This window comes from Bifidobacterium adolescentis ATCC 15703, from assembly GCF_000010425.1.
GTDB classification, from domain to species: domain Bacteria; phylum Actinomycetota; class Actinomycetes; order Actinomycetales; family Bifidobacteriaceae; genus Bifidobacterium; species Bifidobacterium adolescentis.
On the sequence record NC_008618.1, the window covers coordinates 1,361,436 to 1,381,262 of the forward strand.

The 19,827-nt window shown below is 60.4% G+C and carries 17 protein-coding genes; 3 read left to right on the forward strand and 14 right to left on the reverse strand.

Going from position 1 to position 19,827, the window contains the following annotated elements:
* Positions 1-11 precede the first annotated feature (11 nt).
* From BAD_RS05830 to mraZ, 12 genes are all read right to left on the reverse strand, one after another.
* Positions 12-1,001, reverse strand: a complete 990-nt coding sequence (locus BAD_RS05830) for a cell division protein FtsQ/DivIB (RefSeq protein ID WP_003810745.1) — start codon at positions 999-1,001, stop codon at positions 12-14.
* Positions 1,001-2,566, reverse strand: coding sequence for a UDP-N-acetylmuramate--L-alanine ligase (murC, locus tag BAD_RS05835; RefSeq protein WP_011743442.1), 1,566 nt, complete (start codon positions 2,564-2,566; stop codon positions 1,001-1,003). The genes BAD_RS05830 and murC overlap by 1 nt, the downstream gene beginning before the upstream one ends.
* Positions 2,567-2,655: 89 nt before the next feature.
* Entirely contained in the window at positions 2,656-3,837 is a 1,182-nt protein-coding gene (locus tag BAD_RS05840) for a UDP-N-acetylglucosamine--N-acetylmuramyl-(pentapeptide) pyrophosphoryl-undecaprenol N-acetylglucosamine transferase (protein WP_011743443.1), read from the reverse strand.
* A gap of 121 nt (positions 3,838-3,958) precedes the next feature.
* Entirely contained in the window at positions 3,959-5,212 is a 1,254-nt protein-coding gene (locus BAD_RS05845) for a peptidoglycan glycosyltransferase FtsW (protein ID WP_003810751.1), read from the reverse strand.
* Positions 5,193-6,632: a UDP-N-acetylmuramoyl-L-alanine--D-glutamate ligase gene (gene murD / locus BAD_RS05850; protein WP_011743445.1), complete on the reverse strand. Its 1,440-nt coding sequence runs from the start codon at positions 6,630-6,632 to the stop codon at positions 5,193-5,195. The genes BAD_RS05845 and murD overlap by 20 nt, the downstream gene beginning before the upstream one ends.
* A gap of 76 nt (positions 6,633-6,708) precedes the next feature.
* The gene (gene mraY, locus BAD_RS05855) at positions 6,709-7,806 is read right to left on the reverse strand and encodes a phospho-N-acetylmuramoyl-pentapeptide-transferase (RefSeq protein WP_003810755.1); all 1,098 of its coding nucleotides are present in this window, start codon (positions 7,804-7,806) and stop codon (positions 6,709-6,711) included.
* Between the two features lie 49 nt (positions 7,807-7,855).
* Positions 7,856-9,325 carry a UDP-N-acetylmuramoyl-tripeptide--D-alanyl-D-alanine ligase gene (murF, locus tag BAD_RS05860; RefSeq protein ID WP_011743446.1) on the reverse strand — a complete coding sequence of 490 codons (1,470 nt, stop codon included), beginning with the start codon at positions 9,323-9,325 and terminating at the stop codon, positions 7,856-7,858.
* Between the two features lie 75 nt (positions 9,326-9,400).
* A complete protein-coding gene (locus tag BAD_RS05865) occupies positions 9,401-10,279 on the reverse strand; it encodes a hypothetical protein (protein WP_033499725.1) in 879 nt (292 codons plus the stop codon).
* Between the two features lie 34 nt (positions 10,280-10,313).
* Positions 10,314-12,116: a peptidoglycan D,D-transpeptidase FtsI family protein gene (locus BAD_RS05870; protein WP_011743448.1), complete on the reverse strand. Its 1,803-nt coding sequence runs from the start codon at positions 12,114-12,116 to the stop codon at positions 10,314-10,316.
* Complete coding sequence (locus tag BAD_RS05875) at positions 12,113-12,574, reverse strand: hypothetical protein (RefSeq protein WP_003810762.1); 462 nt, start codon at positions 12,572-12,574, stop codon at positions 12,113-12,115. The genes BAD_RS05870 and BAD_RS05875 overlap by 4 nt, the downstream gene beginning before the upstream one ends.
* A 1-nt stretch (position 12,575) precedes the next feature.
* Positions 12,576-13,607: a 16S rRNA (cytosine(1402)-N(4))-methyltransferase RsmH gene (gene rsmH / locus BAD_RS05880; RefSeq protein WP_011743449.1), complete on the reverse strand. Its 1,032-nt coding sequence runs from the start codon at positions 13,605-13,607 to the stop codon at positions 12,576-12,578.
* A complete protein-coding gene (gene mraZ / locus BAD_RS05885; protein ID WP_229086408.1) occupies positions 13,607-14,062 on the reverse strand; it encodes a division/cell wall cluster transcriptional repressor MraZ in 456 nt (151 codons plus the stop codon). Before mraZ ends, rsmH begins: the two co-directional genes overlap by 1 nt.
* Positions 14,063-14,382: 320 nt before the next feature.
* On the opposite strand from mraZ, the gene BAD_RS05890 reads away from it, so the two are divergent.
* Entirely contained in the window at positions 14,383-16,680 is a 2,298-nt protein-coding gene (locus BAD_RS05890; protein WP_011743451.1) for a HelD family protein, read from the forward strand.
* Positions 16,673-17,872 carry a phosphoglycerate dehydrogenase gene (gene serA, locus BAD_RS05895; RefSeq protein WP_003810774.1) on the forward strand — a complete coding sequence of 400 codons (1,200 nt, stop codon included), beginning with the start codon at positions 16,673-16,675 and terminating at the stop codon, positions 17,870-17,872. The genes BAD_RS05890 and serA overlap by 8 nt, the downstream gene beginning before the upstream one ends.
* Positions 17,873-17,988: 116 nt before the next feature.
* Here the strand turns inward: serA and nrdR are convergent, their stop codons facing one another.
* Together nrdR and BAD_RS05905 are read right to left on the reverse strand one after the other, a co-directional pair.
* The gene (gene nrdR, locus BAD_RS05900; RefSeq protein WP_021913880.1) at positions 17,989-18,441 is read right to left on the reverse strand and encodes a transcriptional regulator NrdR; all 453 of its coding nucleotides are present in this window, start codon (positions 18,439-18,441) and stop codon (positions 17,989-17,991) included.
* A gap of 49 nt (positions 18,442-18,490) precedes the next feature.
* A complete protein-coding gene (locus tag BAD_RS05905) occupies positions 18,491-18,796 on the reverse strand; it encodes a LysM peptidoglycan-binding domain-containing protein (RefSeq protein ID WP_011743454.1) in 306 nt (101 codons plus the stop codon).
* An 87-nt stretch (positions 18,797-18,883) separates the two neighbouring features.
* Between BAD_RS05905 and lexA the strand changes: the two genes are divergently transcribed.
* A complete protein-coding gene (lexA, locus tag BAD_RS05910; RefSeq protein ID WP_003810781.1) occupies positions 18,884-19,657 on the forward strand; it encodes a transcriptional repressor LexA in 774 nt (257 codons plus the stop codon).
* Positions 19,658-19,827: the final 170 nt, after the last annotated feature.

Consider the following 19,827-nt stretch of genomic DNA (forward strand, 5'->3'; position numbering starts at 1 on the left):
GCGCAATAACGCTATTTGATGATCGGTCTCAACGGCGCGGACACGTCCACGTTATGCTTGTCTCCAATCACGTTCGGATCATTGACGATCTTGTCCACCACCGCTTTCTTGAGCTTCAGGTCCGAGGAATCACCCCATACGATCACGCGGTCTCCCCCATTGAGTTCCGTGGTGATGGAATCCTGGGTCGCCGCGGTGACCTTGGTGATGGAGTTGCGCATCGATTCCGGCAGTGAGCTGAGAATCTTCAACGCTTCCTTGATAGGACGCCTAGACAGGCTCGCATCGACGTTCTGCACTTCGATGACGGGAATGCCTTCCACGGAAACGCCGCTGACGGAATTGAGCACGCGGCCCTTGCTGTCGACCGCCGTCATATGGTCCTCGCTGGTTTTGAGCATGGCCGCGGGTTTCTGCGCCTTGATCGTCACTTCAAGCGAGTTCGGCAGCTGTTTCTTCGACTTGGCTGACGTGACTCCCGGAATCGCCTTGATCTGCTTCTCCACGGCTCCATCCGAAACCAGGAACAACGATTTTCCGGACTGCTGCCTCGCGATGTCAAGCACCTGCGATTCACTCACCCATTCGTTGGCGCCGACCACGCTGATGTTGCCTGGCTCCAAACGGAACACCGACGAGAAGAGGAACAGCCAGACGACAGCTCCCAAAACCACGGCTACGACAAGACCGATGAGCACGCGCAGGACTATGGCTCGCGCGCCGGCCTGACGGCGTTCCTTGAGCCGTTCGCCGAAATCAACCACTTTCGGACGTGTCATGATGCCGATCGTGCCGGTGGTCTCCTGCAGGGTTTTGGAAACCAGGTCCTCGCTTTGCAAACGTCGCGCGTCTACGAAGCCTTCGGCTTTTGAACGGTCCGCGTACCCTTCAATCGACCGTCCTTCGGCATGCTCCGATGAGATGGACCGTCCGGAACGTCGTCCGCCCGACTGGTCCGTCTCCTGCACATCCTTGCCGGAACTGATGACCCGTCGAGCCATCAGCCCTCGCAATCCCAACGATGCGCTTCAAGAGCATGCAGGATGACCTCGTCCATCTGCGTGATGTCGCCGGCGCCTACGGTGAAGATGACGTCGCCATGATGCGCGCGCATCACCATCATCTGGGCCGCGGTGTGCATGTCTTCGACGCCACGGATCCAGTCCTTTGCCGGTTCATGCTCAAGCTTGAGCGCCTCGTCCACGATGGTGGCCGGAGTCACGTCGGGGAAATCCTCCTGCTTCTCGCGCGCGGGGAAGATGCCGGTAACGATGACGTCATCGGCCTTGGCAAGCGCCTGCGCGAATTCAGAGCTGAAGAAACGCGTGCGGGAGAACAGGTGCGGCTGGAAGATCACACGGATCTTGGACTGCGGGTAGCGGCGACGGGCCGCATCCAGCAGCGCAGCGATTTCGGTCGGATGATGCGCGTAATCATCGACGACCGTCACTTGGCTGACGGTGCCACGGACCTGGAAGCGGCGTGCGGCACCGAGGAACGAGGTGACCGCCGCGGAGGCACGTTCGACGTCCATGCCCAACAGCGCGGCCGCGATAATCGCCGCGGAGGCGTTGCGTGCGTTGTGGATGCCGGGAACGGTAAGCGTCACTGCGATGCGGCGCTCCTCTTCGCCGATCAGTCCGCCCGGAATATGCAGCGTGAAATGTTCGGCTCCGCTTTCGGCGGTTTCGCTTTCCGATTCGATGCGTACCAGCGTGGCACCGTTCAGGTCGCCCAATTCGGCGGCGTTCCGTGTTGAATAGACGATCGTGCGTCCGGCCACGGTGGCGTCAAGCGCACGTAGCACGGCAAGGTTGCCTTCGTCGTCGCCGCACATGATTACGGCTTTGGTGGCGTGTCCGGCATGGTCCACGAATGCGGCCCGATAGTTGTCCTGCGTGCCGTAGTGGTCAAGGTGGTCGGCTTCGGAATTGGTGATGATGGCGATTTGCGGATGGTATTTGGCGAAGCTGCCGTCCGATTCGTCGGCCTCGGCCACCAGCACGTTGCCCTTGCCGGCATGGCCGCCGTCCAAAATGGCACCGTCTTTGCCTTGGATGGAACCGCCGATGGCGTAGCTCGGATCGGCGAGCTCGCCTTCTCCGGCGTTCACGAGAATGTGCGCCAGCATGGAGCTGGTCGTGGTCTTGCCGTGGGCGCCGGCCACGGTCACCGCACGTTTCGCGTTCATCAGCAGGGCGAGGATGTCGCTGCGGTGCACGATGCGCTCCCCTGCCTCATGCGCGGCGACGATTTCCGGATTGTCCGGCTTGATGGCGCTGGAGAACACGACGGTGTTCTTGCCTTCGACGTTCTTCGCCTGCTGGCCGAATTCGACGGTGATGCCGAGGCTTTGCAGACGGTCGGTTTTGGCGCTTGGCTCACGGTCCGAACCATCGACCTCGACACCCTGCTCATGCAGCATTTCAGCGAGCACACTCATGCCCGCGCCACCGATGCCGATGAAATGCGTGGCACCTAGGTCATGCACCGTCTCTTCAGGTGCGAACGACGCATGGGTTGGGTCAAGAATTATGGTACCGGCTTCACGCTGGTTGTCAGACACGATTGCTCCTCGTAAATTGTTTTCAAGCTCATTTCATTATGGCCGCACCCATGGTCTCCCACGGGGTGCGGTCATGATTGTTCGGCCGGTTAATCAGCTGGCTGATCGATTAGCGCGAGCACGCGCTTCGCCATGACTTCGGCGGCGTCGCGGATGCCGTATTTCCACGCGTTGGCACCGTATCGGGACAGCTTGTCCGGATCGGCGAGCAGTTCCGGCACATGGCCACGGACCCAATCCGGGGTGAAATCGCCATCCGCCACCATCAAGCCCCCTTCCGCGTCGACCACGGGCTGCGCGTTGAAACGCTGCTCGCCATTGCCGATCGGCAGAGGCACGTAAATCGCCGGCAGTCCCAAAGCCGTCAGCTCGCTGACCGTGCCGGCTCCGGAACGGCAGATGATCAGATCGGCGCAGGCGAACGCCAGATCGATGCGTTCCAGATAGGGAGCCACACGGTAGTCGCCATCCGAAACGTGGTCGGGGCCAAGCTCGCCGAGCACGTCCTCTCCGGCGCTTACCGACACCAAGGAACGCACTTCGTCGTCTTTGCCCTTACCGGTCAGATGAATCACCTGGGCGTGCGCAAGCAGATCCTTGGCGGAAGCGGCCACAGCCCTGTTCACGTTCACCGCGCCCAAGGATCCGCCGGTGATGACCACGAGCGGACGGTCCGGATCGACGCCAAGCTGCGCCGCGGCGGCTTTACGAGTGGCGGTACGGTCATGTTCCAGATCGGACGCCAATCGTGCGATTGCCGGACGAAGCGGCAGGCCCACGCGTTCGACTTCGACGCCCCTGCGTGGTTTCAGTCCTGGCTGGGCGTATGCGGCACCGATCATGGACGCCCAACGCGCGCCCAGCTTGTTGGCCATGCCTGCGCGTGCGTTCTGTTCGTGAATCGCAATCGGAATGCCCATGCTGTGCGCGGCCGCGTATACGGGTGCGGACGTGTATCCGCCGAAACCGACGACCACTTGGGCCTGATGCCGGGTGAGGATGTCACGTACTTTGGCCTTCTCGGCCTTCCATTTGGCTGGAAACTGCAGCGCAGCCTTGTTGGGCCTGCGCGGGAACGGCACTTTTTCGATGGTTTCCAGTTCGAAACCGGCCTGCGGAACCAAATCACGCTCCAGACCGACGGCGGTGCCCACCACCGCGATATCCGCTTCCGGTTCAAGCTCGCGAATCACATGCGCCACGGCGAGCAGAGGATTGACGTGGCCTGCCGTGCCGCCACCGGCAAGAACGATATGCTTCTGATTGCTCATAATCCACGAGCTTAGCCCACCATGCGGCGGCAGGCCACGCGGCATACCGCCGCCGATGCAGATACTTACATTTCGTCTACGTTTCTTTTGCTTGCTTCGCAACTCGCATGACGGGAACCGATTACAGTATGCGGTTCTCGGCTTTGACCTGCGGCTGCTCCTTCATCAGGCTGATGGCCACGCCGGCGGCCCCCAGACACATGATAAGAGACGATCCGCCTGCTGATACGAACGGCATCGGCACGCCCATGACCGGCAGCAGGCTGACGACGACGCCGATGTTGACAAACGCCTGGCCGACGATCCATACCGCGATGCACACCAACGCCATGGTGATGTACCGGTCGCGGACCTGCACGGCCACCATCAGCATGCACCACGTCATGACGATGAACAGCAGAATCACCATGGCTGCTCCGACGAATCCGGTTTCCTCGCCGATGATGGCGAAGATGAAATCGTTGTGCGCTTCGGGAAGATAGCCCCATTTCTCGCCGGAATTGCCGATGCCGACGCCCAACAAGCCGCCGGATGCGATCGCGTATTTGCCGTGGACCGCCTGATAGCACACGCCCTGCAGGTCGGACGGAGAGCAGGTCCGGTAGGCCGCCATGATGCGGCCGAGTCGGTTGGGGCTGGTCAGAATGAATCCGACGATACCGCATATGCCAAGCAGCGCGGCTCCGGCAAGCCATTTGCCGGGGAATCCGCCAAGCAGCAATGCAATGCCGCCAATTGCGAGAATAATCAAGCCCGTACCAAGATCCTTGCCGGACATGACCAGGCAGAACGCGCACAGATAGCCGAGAATAAGCTTGGAGTACGCGCGGGGCGCGCCGACCTTCTTCACCTGCTTGCGCGCGTTGATCAGCTCGTTCGGCATCCAGATGCATAACGCCAGCTTGACGATTTCCGCGGGCTGCATGGTGAACACGCCCGGAATGCCGATCCATCCTTTGTTGCCGTTGACTTCGACGCCCAATGGCGTCAGTGTGGCGGCCTGCATGACCATGGCGCCAAGCAGGAACCAGAAGCTGATCTTTCGGTAGAAGCTGGCCGGCAGCATCATCGTGATGAATGCTATGACCAGGCCGAACACGCAGTACATGCCCTGTTTCAGCGCCTGCGCCCATGGCGACTGCCCGTTGGCGATCATGTTCACCGAAGAGCTGGAGAACACCATGATCACGCCGAAGATCGTGAGGATGATCACGCATAGGCGGAATCCGTGGAAGCACCATAACGGGTTGGCGAGATTACGCGTTCCGCCGTTCTTCAACGGTTCTCGTGTCTGTGCCGCGGCGCCGTCCGTCATGTTCGGGCGGCTTGCGGAAGACGTGATGCTACGGCTGGCCTCAGGCTTCCCCATGCTCATTCACCCAACGCTGAGCCTGCTGCGCGAACTGGTTTCCGCGATCGGCGTACGACTTGAACTGGTCCATGGACGCGCAGGCCGGAGCCATGAGCACCACATCGCCGGATTGCGCGTAAGTGCCGGCAGCATCGATGGCGCGGGCCATGACGGTGTCGTTGTCCGTGGGATCGATGATGGACATGGGAATGTCGGGAGCGCTTGCCTTGAACGCGTCCAGCATTGGCTGCTGGTCCTTGCCGATGATGATGGCCGCCTTGATGGTGCGCGCCTGGTCGGCGACGAGCTGTTCGAAACGGCTTCCTTTGGCAAGTCCGCCGGCGATCCACACCACGGACTTGTCCGCGAAGCTGTTAAGCGACGCCTTGGCCGCATGCGCGTTGGTGGCTTTGGAGTCATCCACGAAACGGATGGTGCCACCGTCGGACGTTTTGGCGACGGCGACGGTCTGGATGCGGTGGCCGCCCGGCGTGAACTGCTTGAGCGCGGCCAACGCCTTGTCTTTGTCTGCTCCGAGACCCAACACCAGCGCCAACGCGGTCAGGGCGTCGGCGAGCAGATGCGGGTAGACCGTGCCATCCGGCTCGGTCAGATGCGTGAAATCGGTGACCTTCGCCACTTGGAACGGCTTTCCCGCTTCTCCGCCGGCAATGCCGGACATGTCGACGATCCAGCCATCTTTCACACCGATCTGCCCGTCCTTCGGCTCGGCCAACGTGAAGCCGATCCGGCGGCATTCCGGCGCGGTCTGGGCCGCGAACGCCAGTTTGGTGACGCGTTCGTCGTCGGCGTTGTAGACCAGCGCCTTCTTGACGTTGTGGAACACCTTCGCCTTGTCGGCGGCATAGTTCTCGATGCCGCCATGCCAATCGAGATGGTCGTCGGCGATGTTGGTGATCGCCGCGCAGTCGAGTTCCAGAGAATAGGTGAAATGCAGCTGGAACGAGCTCAGTTCGACGCAGAGCACGTCGTTCGCGGGGTCGACGGCGGCATGCGACACGGCTTTGCCGATGTTGCCGACGGCGGGAGCGGCCAGGCCGCATGCGGTCAGCATTTCGGAGGTCATTTCCGTGGTCGAGGTCTTGCCGTTGGTGCCGGTGATGCCGATCCACTGCGCCGGCTTGCCGGTGGTGTTGCTGTTCACGCGCAGCTGCCAGGCCAGTTCGACTTCGCTCATGACCGGTATGTTGCGTTTCTGCGCCTCAAGGATGAATGGCGTGCGCGGGTTGAAGACCGGCGAGGTCATCACCATGTCGGTATTGTCCCAATCGATTTGGTCGAAGGAATGCAGGTCGGCGTCCGGCTTCTTCTCATCCACGCCCAGCACTCTGCCGGCACGGGAGCCCAGCACTTCCATCATGCTTTGCCCGGAGACACCGAGACCAGCCACGATTACGGTCTTGCCATCCATATTCATATCCATCACCCTCCAATCGGAAACGTCATTTGCCGTGATAGCACACTTATATTGCGGGCGTAAAGCCGCGCCCGCAATCGTGTCACAGGCCGGAACGGGCCACCCAATCGCCGTAGAACAGCACCAAGGCGATCAGCACGAACAGCATCTCGATCATCCAGAACCGGACCACGACCTTCACTTCCGGCCAGCCCTTCAATTCGAAATGATGATGGATCGGGGCCATCTTGAAAACGCGCTTGTGGGTCATCTTGAAGTAGCCGACCTGGATGATGTCGCTCATGGTCTCGATGACGAACAGACCGCCAAGGATGATCGCCAGGAATTCGGTGTGCGTGGCGATGGACATGGCTGCGAACAGACCACCAAGCGCCAAGGAGCCGGTGTCTCCCATGAAGATGGAGGCCGGATTGGAGTTGTACCACAGGAAGCCGAAGCAGGCTACGGCCGCGCACGCCGCGATGATGGTCAGGTCAAGAGGATCGGACACCGCATAGGTGAAGCCTGGATGGTCCGAACCCTTGAGGTGGTAGAACTCCCAGAACGCGATGATCGCATAGCCGATGAAGGCGATCATCGAGGAGCCGGCGGCCAAGCCGTCAAGACCGTCGGTCAGATTGATGGCGTTGGTCCATGCGGTCATCAGGAAATTCACCCAGATCACGAACAGCACGATGGCCACGACACGACCGGCGAATTCAAAGCTGAAGAACGGCTTTTCGATGAAGCTCATGCCGGCCTGGGCGCTGGGGAAGCCGGATTTGGTCGGCAGAATCAGCGCCAGCACCGCGTATATGGTGGCGAGGATGAACTGTCCGATGAACTTGCCCTTGACGGTCAGTCCCTCGCTCTGCTTCTTGCGGACCTTCGCGAAATCGTCGATGAATCCCAAGAATCCCATCGACAGCATGGCGAACAGCACCAACACCGCGGACCACGACGGCACCTCTCCCCTGGTGAGGAACCGATACAGTGCCGAGGAGCACCAGCCGAGCACCACCGCGAGGTTGATGACCACGCCGCCAAGCGTCGGCGTGCCGCGCTTGACGAGATGCGACTTCGGGCCATCCTGACGGATGTACTGTCCGTAGTTGAGTTTGTGCACCAACTTAATCAGCAGCGGAGTGCCCACAATCGTCACGACGAGCGACACCATAATGCCGATGATGAGTGAAATCACCTGATCTTCTCCGTTTCAGTCAGCTATGATCGGCACGACGCCGATTCCGTCAGTTTTGCGTCCAACGCTCCGCCAGAGCGCTCAATCCGGACGCGTGGGATCCTTTCAGCAACACCACTGTACCCTCATGGTCGGTCGCAAGCCGGGTGACCATTCGGTCGGCCTGTTCGGCATCATGCGCCCATTGCACCATCGTCGGGTCGGCGGCAACCGCCTTGCCGCCCTGCGCCATGGCCTCGGCAAGCGCGTCCAACGCCTCGTCGGAAGTACTGCCGACCGTCACAAGCGCGTCCGCACCGCCCTCGACGGCGTATCTGCCGACGTCCTCATGCAGGCGATGCTCATCCGGTCCGAGCTCCAGCATGGCTCCGAGAACCGCTATTCTGAACGGCTGCTGCTCGGCGCCGGCATGCCAGCGCGACAGGCCATCGAGTCCGGCCTTCATGGAATCGGGGTTGGCGTTGAACGAATCGTCGATCAGTGTGAACGACGTTTCGGGCTTGGTGACGGTGGACACCGCCATGCGATGCGGGCTGATGCTCGTCACGTCGGACAGGCCGGAGGCCACAGCGTCAATCGGCATGCCCAACGTCATCGCCACCGTGGCTGCGGCAAGCGCGTTCATGACGTTGTGCTGTCCGCAGATGCCGAGCGTGACGTTGGCGTGCCGGCCTGTCTTGTCTTCCAGTACGAATGACGGATGGTCGAGATCGTCGCAGCGCACGTCGAGCGCGGTCGTGTCCAGTTGCGCGTCTTCTTTCTGCGGCAGGCCGAACCACAGCACATCGGCCGGAGCGATGGCGCTCATCGCGGCCACATGTTCGTCGTTGGCGTTGAGGATGGTCAGGCCGCCCGGCACCAGTCCGCGTACGATTTCCGATTTGGCTTGGGCGATGCGTTCCGCAGAGCCGAATTCTCCCAGATGCGCCACGCCCACCTTGAGCACCACGGCGATGTCCGGCGGAACCAGGGAGGTGAGGTTGGCGATTTCGCCCACGTGATTGGCGCCCATTTCCGCCACCAGGAAACGCGTGCCGGCGTTCACCTTGAGCGACGTCAGCGGCAGGCCGATCTCATTGTTGAACGATCCGACCGGAGCGACGGTGTCGCCCATTTTGGACAGCAGCGATTTGAGCAGATCCTTGGTGGTGGTTTTGCCGACAGAACCGGTGATGCCGATGACGGTGAACGGCGATTCCAGCGCGCGCCGACGCTCGATATTATGCTTGGCGAGCGCTCCCAACGCCTTGACGGTGTTTTCTACGACGATCTGCGGCACCTGCGCGCCCGCGATTTCGTGGTCGACCAGTGCGGCCACAGCCCCCTGCGCGCCGACCTTCGGCACGAAATCATGACCGTCGACGCGTTCGCCGGCAATCGCCACGAAAACGGATCCCGGCACGATCTGGCGCGAATCCGTGAAGGCGCTGATGGCCACCGGTTCGTCGGTCGGCACGGTCGTCGGCATCAACCGTCCATCAACCGCCTGCGCGATCTCCGTCAGGCTCATCGGCATCATGGTCGGGCTGCTCACTGTCGTTACTCCTCTAATGGTTGGGTTTGTGTTTGACGTGGAGAATGTTTCGTTCCACGTTTAGTTCAGGTCACGCGAGACGCGTAACGCGCTTTTGATGTTGGCTTTCCTCACGCCGGCGGCCAGCACCATGGCGATGGACAGGGACAGCGAACGGCTGTCCGTCTGGCCGTATGCCGTCGCGGCCTGCGCCGCAAGCAGGTCGGATTCCTGGGTTCGTCCCGCGATGCGGGTCTGTTTGCCGACCGCGCATCCGAATTTTGCGACGAGTTTCGCAACCTCGGCATCGCTCAAACCATTGTCATCGCAGGCAAGCACATCGACGCTGACCGATTGCAACGCGTCCTCACGCAGGGTCTCTTCATCCAACGCGAGGATCACAGCGGCTGCGCCGTCTTCGGCGCACACCGCCATGGTACGTTGCACATCGATGGCCGACAGAGGATATTCCAGATTGAGGAAGCGTTCCAATGACTGTGAATCGGACGAGCTGATCACGCCGACGGGGTTGCCCAGCATGTGCAGGAAATCCGCGAGGTTCCTCACTTCGGATTCCACGATCTCCCTGTTCTTCCCCGTGATGGCGAACACGGCCAATGCGTCGGACGGATTGCCGGCCATGTCGCTCACCAGTTTGCCGAGCTGTCCCATGGTGGGTTCGGCGTAGATGAGCGGAATCTGGATGTCGTCGGTTTGACCGCGCAGCGCATGGGGCACGATCGCGCCATATGCTCCCTGCTCCTGAGCCTGCGACAACTGGTGCACGTCCACATCGGCGGACGGGACGAACAGTGCGCCGGGACGCACCGATTCGACATCATCCGCGATGGAAGTGATCGTCACTTCAGCCGCCGACGTCGGATCAAGATCGAAACCGTATCGGCTGGCAAGCAGCCCTAAAGTCATTCGTCTGTTCATGGATTCGCTGACCGCGCTCACCTTTCCGCCCCTCCGTGTCTGAATACGTATTCGCTCACCAATTCACCGGAATAGCATCCGTGCGAGGTGAAGACGCCGGCACTTCATACTTCTGCATAAGGAATTCACCAATCTCCGCGGTGACAGGACCCGCCGTCAAACCGCCGAAGCTGCCTTGGGGGTCTTTGAGCACCACGGTGATGACGAAGCGTGGATTATCCGCGGGAATGATCGTCGAGTAATCGCTGATGATCGAGGTCAGTTGGCCGTTCGCTCCGGCGACTTCTGCTGTGCCTGATTTCGCCGCCATACGATAGCCGTCGACCTTCACGAAAGTGTTGTAGTGTTCAGCGGACGATTCCATGGCGTTGAGCATCTGGCTCGCCACGGATTCGTCGATGACGCGTGTCGCCTCGCCCTTGGACTGCTGCTCTTCGACATGCCCCGCGGTGTCGGTGATGGACTTGATGATGCGTTGCGGCTTTTTGACGCCCTTGTTGGCTATCACCGAAATCGCGTTGGTCAGCTGCATGACGTTCACCGTGTACCCTTGACCGAACAGCACGGTGTTGCGGGTTCGCCTGTCCCAGCTATCCGAGGGGTGCAGCACGCCTTCGGATTCGCCTGGCAGGTTCAGTCCTGTGGCCTGTCCGATACCGAATTTGCTGATGAAGTTGTACCGCTGCTCGTTGGTCATCTTGTCTCCGGCAATGACCATGCCAACGTTCGACGACTGTTCGAGGATGCCGGCGAGCGTCCAATGTTCGTTGCCATGGTCCACCGCGTCCTTATAGGTCTGTCCTTCCACGGTCACCGTGTTCGGTACCGTGAATTTGTCATCGATCTTGTGCAATCCCAGTTGCAGCATGCCCGACATGGCCAGCACCTTGCCGATGGAGCCAGGTTCGAAGGTCTCGCTCACCGCCCGGGAGGCGCCCATCTTCGCCTGGTCGCTTCCGGCCTCGGTCGTATCGCTGTCCGCCAAAGCGAGGATGTCGCCCGACTGCACGTCCTGGACCATGGCGATGCCCCAAGCGGAATGGTATTTGTTTTCGCTGTCGCTCAGCACTTTCTCGGTGTACCATTGCACATCCCGGTCGATGGTGAGGGTGACGTCGGATCCGTTGACCGCGTCTTTAGATTCGGTCATGGTTCCGGGGATTTCGACGCCGCTGTTGCCCTGTTGGTACACCTGGTAGCCGTCACGGCCCGTCAATGTCTTGTTTTCCATCTGCTCGATGCCGGCCACGCCCTTGCCGTCGGCGTCGACACCACCCAATAGCGAGCCCATCAAAGTGCCGTTGGAGTACAGACGTTCGTTGCTTAATTCCGCGTAGACGATGCCGCCGAGGTTCAGCTTGGAGATTTTACGCTTGACCGCAGGCGTCACGTCCTTCTTCAATACCACGTATTGCCCGCTGATCGACAGTTTGGCGCCCAGTTCCGTGGCGTCCATGCCCAATACGGGGGCCAGCAGACGAGCCACGGCTGCGGCTCCCGTCACGCCGACCGGCTTGCCGTTGATCTGGTGGCAGTTGCTGCCGGTCTGTTTGGTGCAGGTGGTCGGTATGAACGCCTGCGCCTGTTCGGGGTTGCCGATGATGGTGTAGCGTTCGACGCTTTGCGCGAGAATCGCGCCATTGGTATCCATGATCTTGCCGCGTCGAGCCTTCAACGTCACGGTGGTGGTACGGCTTTGCGCCGCGGCCTGCGCCATGCCTTTGCCGTTGACCAGTTGAATATTGGCAAGTTGGATAAGGCAGGTGGTGCCCATCAGCGCCAGAACGACGCCGATGGCCATGGTTTTCGTCAACAGGTTCTTGTGGAAGAACGTGTAGATCCTGCGGATAGGGTTCACCGGGTCTTGTCTCCACTTGCGTTTGCCTGATAGCCGTTCAGATCGATGGTCAATGCGCCTTTCTGCGGGACCATGCCCATCTCTTCGGCCTTGCTCGGCAATGAGGCGTCAAGTTCGTCGAGCTTGGCCTGATCGTCCTCGACGTCCTGGGTCAGCTGGGTGATATGCGTTTCGATTTGGCTCGCCTCGAAGGAATTCTGCACCATTTGGGTGCGCAGCATCAGCGAGCCCAGCAGGCATACGCCAAGGAACACCGCGGCGATGACCAGGTGCAGCAGCGGCGTGCTGCGGGTCCGCGTCCATGTGATGAGTTGTTCGAAGCCGTGACGGATGCCGTTGCCTTCGACTCTGGTCCCTTTGATGACGTGCAGTTCGGGACGCGTGGTGCCGATGGTCTCGGTCTGGCTTTTGCGGCCGGCCGGAGCCGCATTCGAAGCGATCGTTCTTGGTGCCGCCACTTCAGTCCCTTCTTCCTTGTCTGGTCATGCTTGCGTAATCCGCGCCTTGGTCGAACCGTTTGCGCCATCGTGCGGGAATCGGTCTGGTCAATTCCACCGCGCGCAATCTGACGGACGCCGATCGTGGATTGTTGGCGATTTCCTCCGCGTCCGCCTTGATGGCGCCGCGGGTCAGTTCCTTGAAGAACGGCATCATGTCGGGCGGCACCACGGGCATATCCGCCGGAGCGTCGACCTTAAGCCCTTGGTTCATGAAGGCTTTGACGGTTTTGTCTTCCAACGAGTGGTACGACTCCACCACCAGACGTCCTCCCACGGCAAGGTGGTTGGCGATTTGCGGCAGCGTGCCGGCAAGCTTGTCCAGTTCGCCGTTGACTTCGATGCGCAGCGCCTGGAAGACGCGTTTCGCGGGGTTGCCGGCGGGACGGTGGGCCTGCGGCACGACCTCGTCCACCAAACGATTGAGCTGGCCCGACGTGGTCAGCGGCTCGGTTTCACGCCGGCGTACGATTTCCCGTGCGATCTGCTTGGAGAACCGCTCCTCGCCGTATGCGCGGAAGATACGCACCAAATCGGCGAACGAATATTCGGCGAGCACCTGCTCCGCGGTCAGGGGCTGCGTCACGTCCATACGCATGTCGAGCGGCGCGTCATGGGAATAGGAGAAGCCACGTTCCGTCTCATCGATCTGCAGGCTGGACAATCCGAGGTCCATGAACACCGCGTTGACCTTGTCGACGCCTTGGTCGGAAAGCACTTGGGAGAAGTCGTCGAATGCCGCGTGCACGGGCGTGAAACGGTCGGCAAGGCCTTCCATTTCCATGCGTTTCGTGGCGAGCGCGAGCGCCTCGGTGTCCCGGTCGATGCCGATCAGGCGGGCGTTGGGGCTTGCTTTGAGGAACGCTGTGGAATGCCCGGCGAGGCCGAGGGTGCAATCCACCGCGATCGAGCCGGGCTTCGCCAATGCCGGTGCCACCAAGTCCACGCAATCGCGGAGCAGCACCGGCTGATGAATCGTCGTCACGTCTGTCATTAGAACTCCATCGCCGGCAATACGTCATCGGCAATGTCGGAATATCCTTGTTCCTTGTCGGCCAAGTAATCCTCCCATGCCTGTCTGTTCCAAATCTCGGCCCGGGTTCCCACGCCGATCACCACAATGTCGCTGCCCAGATTCGCGTAATCGCGGAGCATCTGCGGCACAAGCACGCGTCCCTGCTTGTCTGGTTCCTGGTCGACCGCGCCGGAAAGGAACACACGCAGGTAGTCGCGTGCCGCCTTGTTTCCCATGGACGTGCGTTGGATCTGCACCGCGATCCGTCTGAATTCCGATTGCGGCAGCAGGTAGACGCATCGTTCCTGGCCTCTTGCCATCACCATGCCGGAGCCCAGTTGGCTGCGGAACTTCGCAGGCAATGCCATACGTCCTTTGGCGTCGATTTTCGGAGTGTAGGTGCCCAGCAGCAATGGCGGCAAGCCCGCCATCATGCCGCCGGATTGAGCCGGGTCATCGTCGGAGACGGGTTCTGCTCCAATGTCATGGACCATTACCGCACCTCCTTTTTGCCCACACTCGGCCCACCAATCCGAGACACTTTCCCCACTCTACCCCACCGCTCACCATTTTTCCCCACGAAAAAGCAAAAATGCCTCAAAATATTGTCGATTTCTCCCCATATTTGAGATTGCGCGTCCGCACCGTACAGTTCCGGCGTTGTCAGCCCATCGCGATTCGCCGCGGCCAATCGCCGCTCGTAGAAGCCTTGGGGTACATTAGAGTGCCTTAAGTTTTTGATGAAGGGACAGCAATGTCGAGTTATTCCGCCCAGTTGCGTGAGGAGCAACAGGCCGTCAGCCGCGCATATGATCGTCTGGACGCGTTGAGGGCGCAGGCTCGGTCGCGTCTCGACACGGTCCGGGCCGCAGGATCGCACGGTTCGCCCACGCAACGCACCGAACGCGATTCCTTCGCCACCATGTACGAGGACCGTCTCACCCAGCTTCGTGCGGTGGAGGATCGTCTGGTTTTCGGCAGGCTCGACGACGTGCATGGCGCGCATCGCTACATTGGGCGTATCGGCCTGTCCGATGAGGATCATGAGCCGATTCTCACCGACTGGCGCGCCGACGCGGCACGCCCGTTCTATGAGGCGACGCCTTCGAATCATGGCGACATCGTCATGCGCCGGCATATCACGTTGAGTTTCAGGGAAGTGGTCGGCGTCGAGGATGAGGTGCTCGACGTGCATTCCGATCAGGTCGGCGAGGCGTCCTCCAATGGCACATTGACCGGCGAGGGTGCTCTGCTTGCGTCGCTTAACGCCAAACGCACCGGCAAGATGACCGATATCGTGGCCACCATCCAGGGCGAGCAGGACCGTATCATCCGTGCGGACCTCAACCAGGCGGTGGTGGTGCAGGGCGGTCCGGGAACCGGCAAGACCGCGGTCGCGTTGCATCGCGCGGCCTACCTGTTGTATACGCATCGTCGCGCGTTGCAGCGTTCCGGAGTGCTGGTGGTCGGCCCCAGCTCGACGTTCCTGCATTACATCGACCAGGTGCTCCCCTCGCTGGGTGAGACAGGTGTGGTCAGCCGTACCATCGCGGATCTGATTCCCGGCATCATCGCCACCGCGCATGACGACCCGTATGCGGCCAAGCTCAAGGGTGAACGCCGTATGGCCAAGGCGATCGCCAATGCCGTGGCGGCTCGTGAACGCGTGCCTTCGCATCTGCCGGTCATCCGCATCAACGGTTTCAACGTGCCGATGGTACGTGCGGATATCGAGCAGGCCATCGCCGATGCCAAGCGCACGCGGCAGCCGCATAACAAGGCGCGCGAGACCTTCGTGCGCGACATGCTGTCGGCCATGCGCAACCGGTACGTCGAACGGCTTGACTACGAGCCGGAGCAGGCCGAGCTTAACGATGTGATGCAGCAGTTGCGTATGAACGACGATTTGCGCAAGACGCTGAACCTCGCATGGCTGCCGATGACCGGCGAATGGTTGGTCGACCAGCTGTTCGCGAAACCGCAGCAATTGCGCCGTTTCGCCCCCTGGCTCGAAGAGCGTGACATCGAGACGCTGACGCGTCCGAAGGGCTCGCCCTTCACCGTCAGCGACGTACCTCTGCTGGATGAGGCCATGGAATTGCTTGGACCGGATCCGAAGGCCGTGGCCAGGCAGAAGGCGTTGGATGCCAAGCGCGCCGAGGAAGAGCAGTTCGCCAAGGACACGCTGGCGCAGGCCGGTATCGGTTCCGGCATCGTCACTTCGCAGATGCTGGTGGACAATATCAATGGTATGGACGCCGAATTAACCGCGCAGCGCGCCGCGGCCGACCGCGAGTGGACGTATGGCCATATCGTGGTGGATGAGGCGCAGGAGCTGACCGCGATGGATTGGCGCATGCTGATCCGTCGTTGTCCGTCGCGCTCGTTCACGATTGTGGGCGACGTGGCGCAGACCTCCGCGTTGGGCGGTACCCGGTCCTGGCGTCGCATGATGGACCCGCTGTTCGGCGAACGCAACTGGCAGCTCAACGAGTTGACGATCAACTACCGCAATCCGAAGGAGGTGTCGCAGCTCGCCAGCGATTTCGCCTCGTCCGAAGGCCTGTACATCTCCACGGTGAACGCCGTGCGTGGCGTCCCGGATTCAGTCAAGCGTCTCACCTTGCGTGACGATAGCCTGATCGGCGACGCCGTCGCGCAGCAGACCGTCGAGTTGGTGCGCGCCTACGTTTCCTCCGACGGTACCGGTCGTGTGGCGATCATCGCGCCGGACGATATGCTCAAGCCGTTGCGCGCACGCGTATACGCACAACTTCAGGATGAGCTCGACCCGAAGGAATTCGACAGGCTCGATGCCCAGAGTTCCTGGGACGAGCAGGTCACCGTATGTTCCACACAGACCGTGAAGGGTCTGGAGTATGATGCCGTGATGGTGGTCCAGCCCGGACGAATCGAGGAGAACGCGCCGTCGCGTATCGTAGCGGCCTCCGATTTGTATGTCGCCATGACGAGGCCCACGCAGCGTCTGCTTATACTGCGGACAAAAGACGACGAAAAGCTGCTCAAGCTATATGGTAGGAACCATGCCTAAAGCATTGTTACTTGAAAACATCCATCCCGACGCGGCGCAGTCGCTGCGCGACCATGGCTTCGAGGTCGAGTGCCTCAAGGGAGCCCTGAGCGAGGACGAGCTGATTGATGCGTTGGAAGGTGTCGACCTGCTCGGCATCCGTTCCAAGACCAGTGTGACCCGCAAGGTCATCGACGCGCGTCCGACGCTCACCGCGGTCGGCTGCTTCTGCATTGGCACCAACCAGGTGGATCTCGAATACGCGGGCAAGAACGGCATCGCCGTCTTCAACGCGCCGTATTCGAATACCCGTTCCGTGGTGGAGCTGGTGATCGGCGACATCATCTGCCTGATGCGCCGCATTCCCGCGCACACCCATCATATGAAGCACGGCATGTGGGATAAGTCCGCCTCCGGCTCCCATGAGGTCCGAGGCAAGACGCTCGGCATCATCGGCTACGGCAACATCGGCTCCCAGCTTTCCGTCGTCGCCGAGGCGCTTGGCATGCGCGTGCTGTTCTACGACATTGAAGAGAAGCTCGCCATGGGCAACGCCCACCGTTGCGACACGCTCAACGAATTGCTGGAACAGTCCGATGTGGTCACGCTTCATGTGGATGGACGCAAGTCGAACACGGGATTCTTCGGCGAAGACCAGTTCGAGCATATGAAGCAGGATGCCATCTTCATCAACCTGTCCCGTGGTTTCGTGGCGGATTTGGATGCGTTGAAGAAGCATCTGGATTCCGGCCATCTGTCCGGCGCGGCGGTGGACGTGTTCCCAATCGAACCGAAGAAGACCGGCGACGAGTTCCTGACCGACCTTGCGGACGAGGACAACATGATCCTCACCCCGCATATCGGCGGCTCCACGCTTGAGGCGCAGAAGTCCATCGGACAGTTCGTCTCCCAGCGTCTTGAGGATTATTGGTTCAAGGGTTCCACCATGTTGTCGGTGAATCTGCCGCAGATCACCCTGTCCGACATCAAGTCGAATTTCCGCATCGCCCACCTGCATGCGAATCTTCCGGGTGTGCTGGCACGCGTCAACCGTGTGCTGGGCGAGGACGGCATCAACATCGCCGCCCAGGCCTTGGGCACGGAAGGCGAGATCGGCTATGTGGTCACCGATGTGGCGCAGCGCCCGGACCAGAGGGCTCTCGACCAGCTCGCCTCCATCGAGGGTACGATCCGCATGCGCGTGATCAGCTGAGCACGCAATACGAAACGTTACGATAATGCGGGCGGGGTTCCAACCATCAGGATTGGAACCCCGCCCGCATTATATATGCTGTATTTGCTTACAGATGCGGCACCCGTCTCACGCCATCATTCGGAACTTGCGCCCTTCAGCTCGTCGATGGCCCTTTGGAAGTCCTCCAGATTCTCGAAATTCTGGTAGACGCTGGCGAAGCGCATGTACGCCACCATGTCCAAGTCACGCAGCGGCTTGAGAATCGCCTTGCCGACCTCATCAGATTTGACTTGGGCCAATCCTCGTGAACGAAGATCCTCCTCGACCTTCTGCCCCAGCATCTTCAGATCGTCCTCGTTGATGGGACGGCCCTGGCATGCCTTGCGCACGCCGGAAATCACCTTATTGCGGTCGAATTGCTCGACGTTTCCGGAACGCTTCACAACCAATAGCATGGTCGTCTCCAATGTGGTGAATCGCTTGGAGCATTTCGGGCATTCGCGCCTGCGACGGATGGAGTGACCATCGTCGCTAATACGGGTATCGACCACCTTGGTGTCTGGATTCTGGCAAAACGGGCAATGCATGTTGTCCAGAATAGACTGAGCCCTTGAAATAAGCCACGCTTGGCGGCCCCTACGCCTCATGGGGAACAATGAGGCGCTGCCCCGCATGCAAAGACACCGTATCAAGGTTGTTCAGCCGCATCAGTTCATCCACCGTATCTCCGACATTGCCACCCTCCGGAGTGATGCTCGCCGCATACCTCCACAAGGTGTCGCCGGGTTGCACCGTATACACGACGACAGCGGTGGAATCCGGCGCGGACTGCGCACTTCCGGGCGCGATGAATCCAAAAAGACACCAGGCAAAACCGGCCGCCATGATCGCCATGGCGATTCGATTTGCCACATTTCCGATATTCGCCGCACCGTTCACCACGCCACTCCTTTTCGAACAGCTGTTCTATCGAACGCTTGTTCCAAGTATGGCACATATGTTCGATAAACGCAAACACACCTCGAACAGATGTTTGATTTTATCGGCGTTTCGCGTTATGCTTCTAAGGAACTACGAAAGGAGCCCATCGTGAGCACCATCCCCTTCACGCCCAAGAAGAGCGACGAGCGTCCGGATGAAAGCACGTTGACCGACCGCCAGCGCAAGGTGCTTGACGCCATCAAAACGCATTTGGCCAAGCAGGGATTCGCTCCTTCGTTCCGTGAGATTGGTGAGGCCGCAGGGCTTAAAAGCCCGTCATCCGTCAAACACCAGCTTCAGGTTCTTGACGAAAAAGGCTTCATCCGCATGAACGCGAACAAGGGGAGGGCCATCGAAGTGGTGAACCTCAATGACGAGGAGCCGAATGGAAAAGTCGCCCAGGTCATCCCGTTCCCCAGTCAGGACGATGCATGCGGCTCCATCATGGCCTCGCATGACGTTCCACTGGTCGGGCGCATCGCCGCCGGCGTGCCGATCACGGCCGAGCAGCATGTCGATGATGTGATGAGGCTTCCCGAACGGCTTACCGGCACCGGCAATCTGTTCATGCTTGAAGTGCACGGTGATTCCATGATCGACGCCGCCATTTGCGATGGTGATTTCGTGGTGGTCCGCGAGCAGAACAGCGCGGAGAATGGCGATATCGTCGCCGCATTGCTGGATGACGAGGCCACGGTCAAGACGTTCCGCAAGGATCACGGCCATGTCTGGCTGATTCCGCACAATCCGGCCTACTCCCCCATCGACGGCACGCATGCCGAGATCATGGGCAAGGTCGTCACCGTGCTGCGCAAGATCTGATTGCTTTCACACGTTAAACGGCAAAGGGCGTCGAACATACCATTTTGAGGCATGTCCGACGCCCTTTGCCATACCCTTTGCCATACCGCGCGGTTGTGCATTCACCTTGCGAATCCATCAAGAATGAACGCGAGGGCATTTCAAAATGTCGTCGCATTCTTGAAGTTCGG

Bases quoted from the DNA above. Each gene is read 5' to 3' on its own strand.
- murF (WP_011743446.1), bottom strand. From the start codon at position 9,325: ATGATGCCGATGAGCCTGACGGAGATCGCGCAGGCGGTTGATGGACGG.
- serA (WP_003810774.1), top strand. From the start codon at position 16,673: ATGCCTAAAGCATTGTTACTTGAAAACATCCATCCCGACGCGGCGCAG.
- BAD_RS05890 (WP_011743451.1), top strand. From the start codon at position 14,383: ATGTCGAGTTATTCCGCCCAGTTGCGTGAGGAGCAACAGGCCGTCAGC.
- BAD_RS05840 (WP_011743443.1), bottom strand. From the start codon at position 3,837: ATGAGCAATCAGAAGCATATCGTTCTTGCCGGTGGCGGCACGGCAGGC.
- BAD_RS05830 (WP_003810745.1), bottom strand. From the start codon at position 1,001: ATGGCTCGACGGGTCATCAGTTCCGGCAAGGATGTGCAGGAGACGGAC.
- mraZ (WP_229086408.1), bottom strand. From the start codon at position 14,062: ATGATGGCGGGCTTGCCGCCATTGCTGCTGGGCACCTACACTCCGAAA.
- rsmH (WP_011743449.1), bottom strand. From the start codon at position 13,607: ATGACAGACGTGACGACGATTCATCAGCCGGTGCTGCTCCGCGATTGC.
- BAD_RS05845 (WP_003810751.1), bottom strand. From the start codon at position 5,212: ATGAGCATGGGGAAGCCTGAGGCCAGCCGTAGCATCACGTCTTCCGCA.
- lexA (WP_003810781.1), top strand. From the start codon at position 18,884: ATGTTTGATTTTATCGGCGTTTCGCGTTATGCTTCTAAGGAACTACGA.
- murD (WP_011743445.1), bottom strand. From the start codon at position 6,632: ATGGATATGAATATGGATGGCAAGACCGTAATCGTGGCTGGTCTCGGT.
- nrdR (WP_021913880.1), bottom strand. From the start codon at position 18,441: ATGCATTGCCCGTTTTGCCAGAATCCAGACACCAAGGTGGTCGATACC.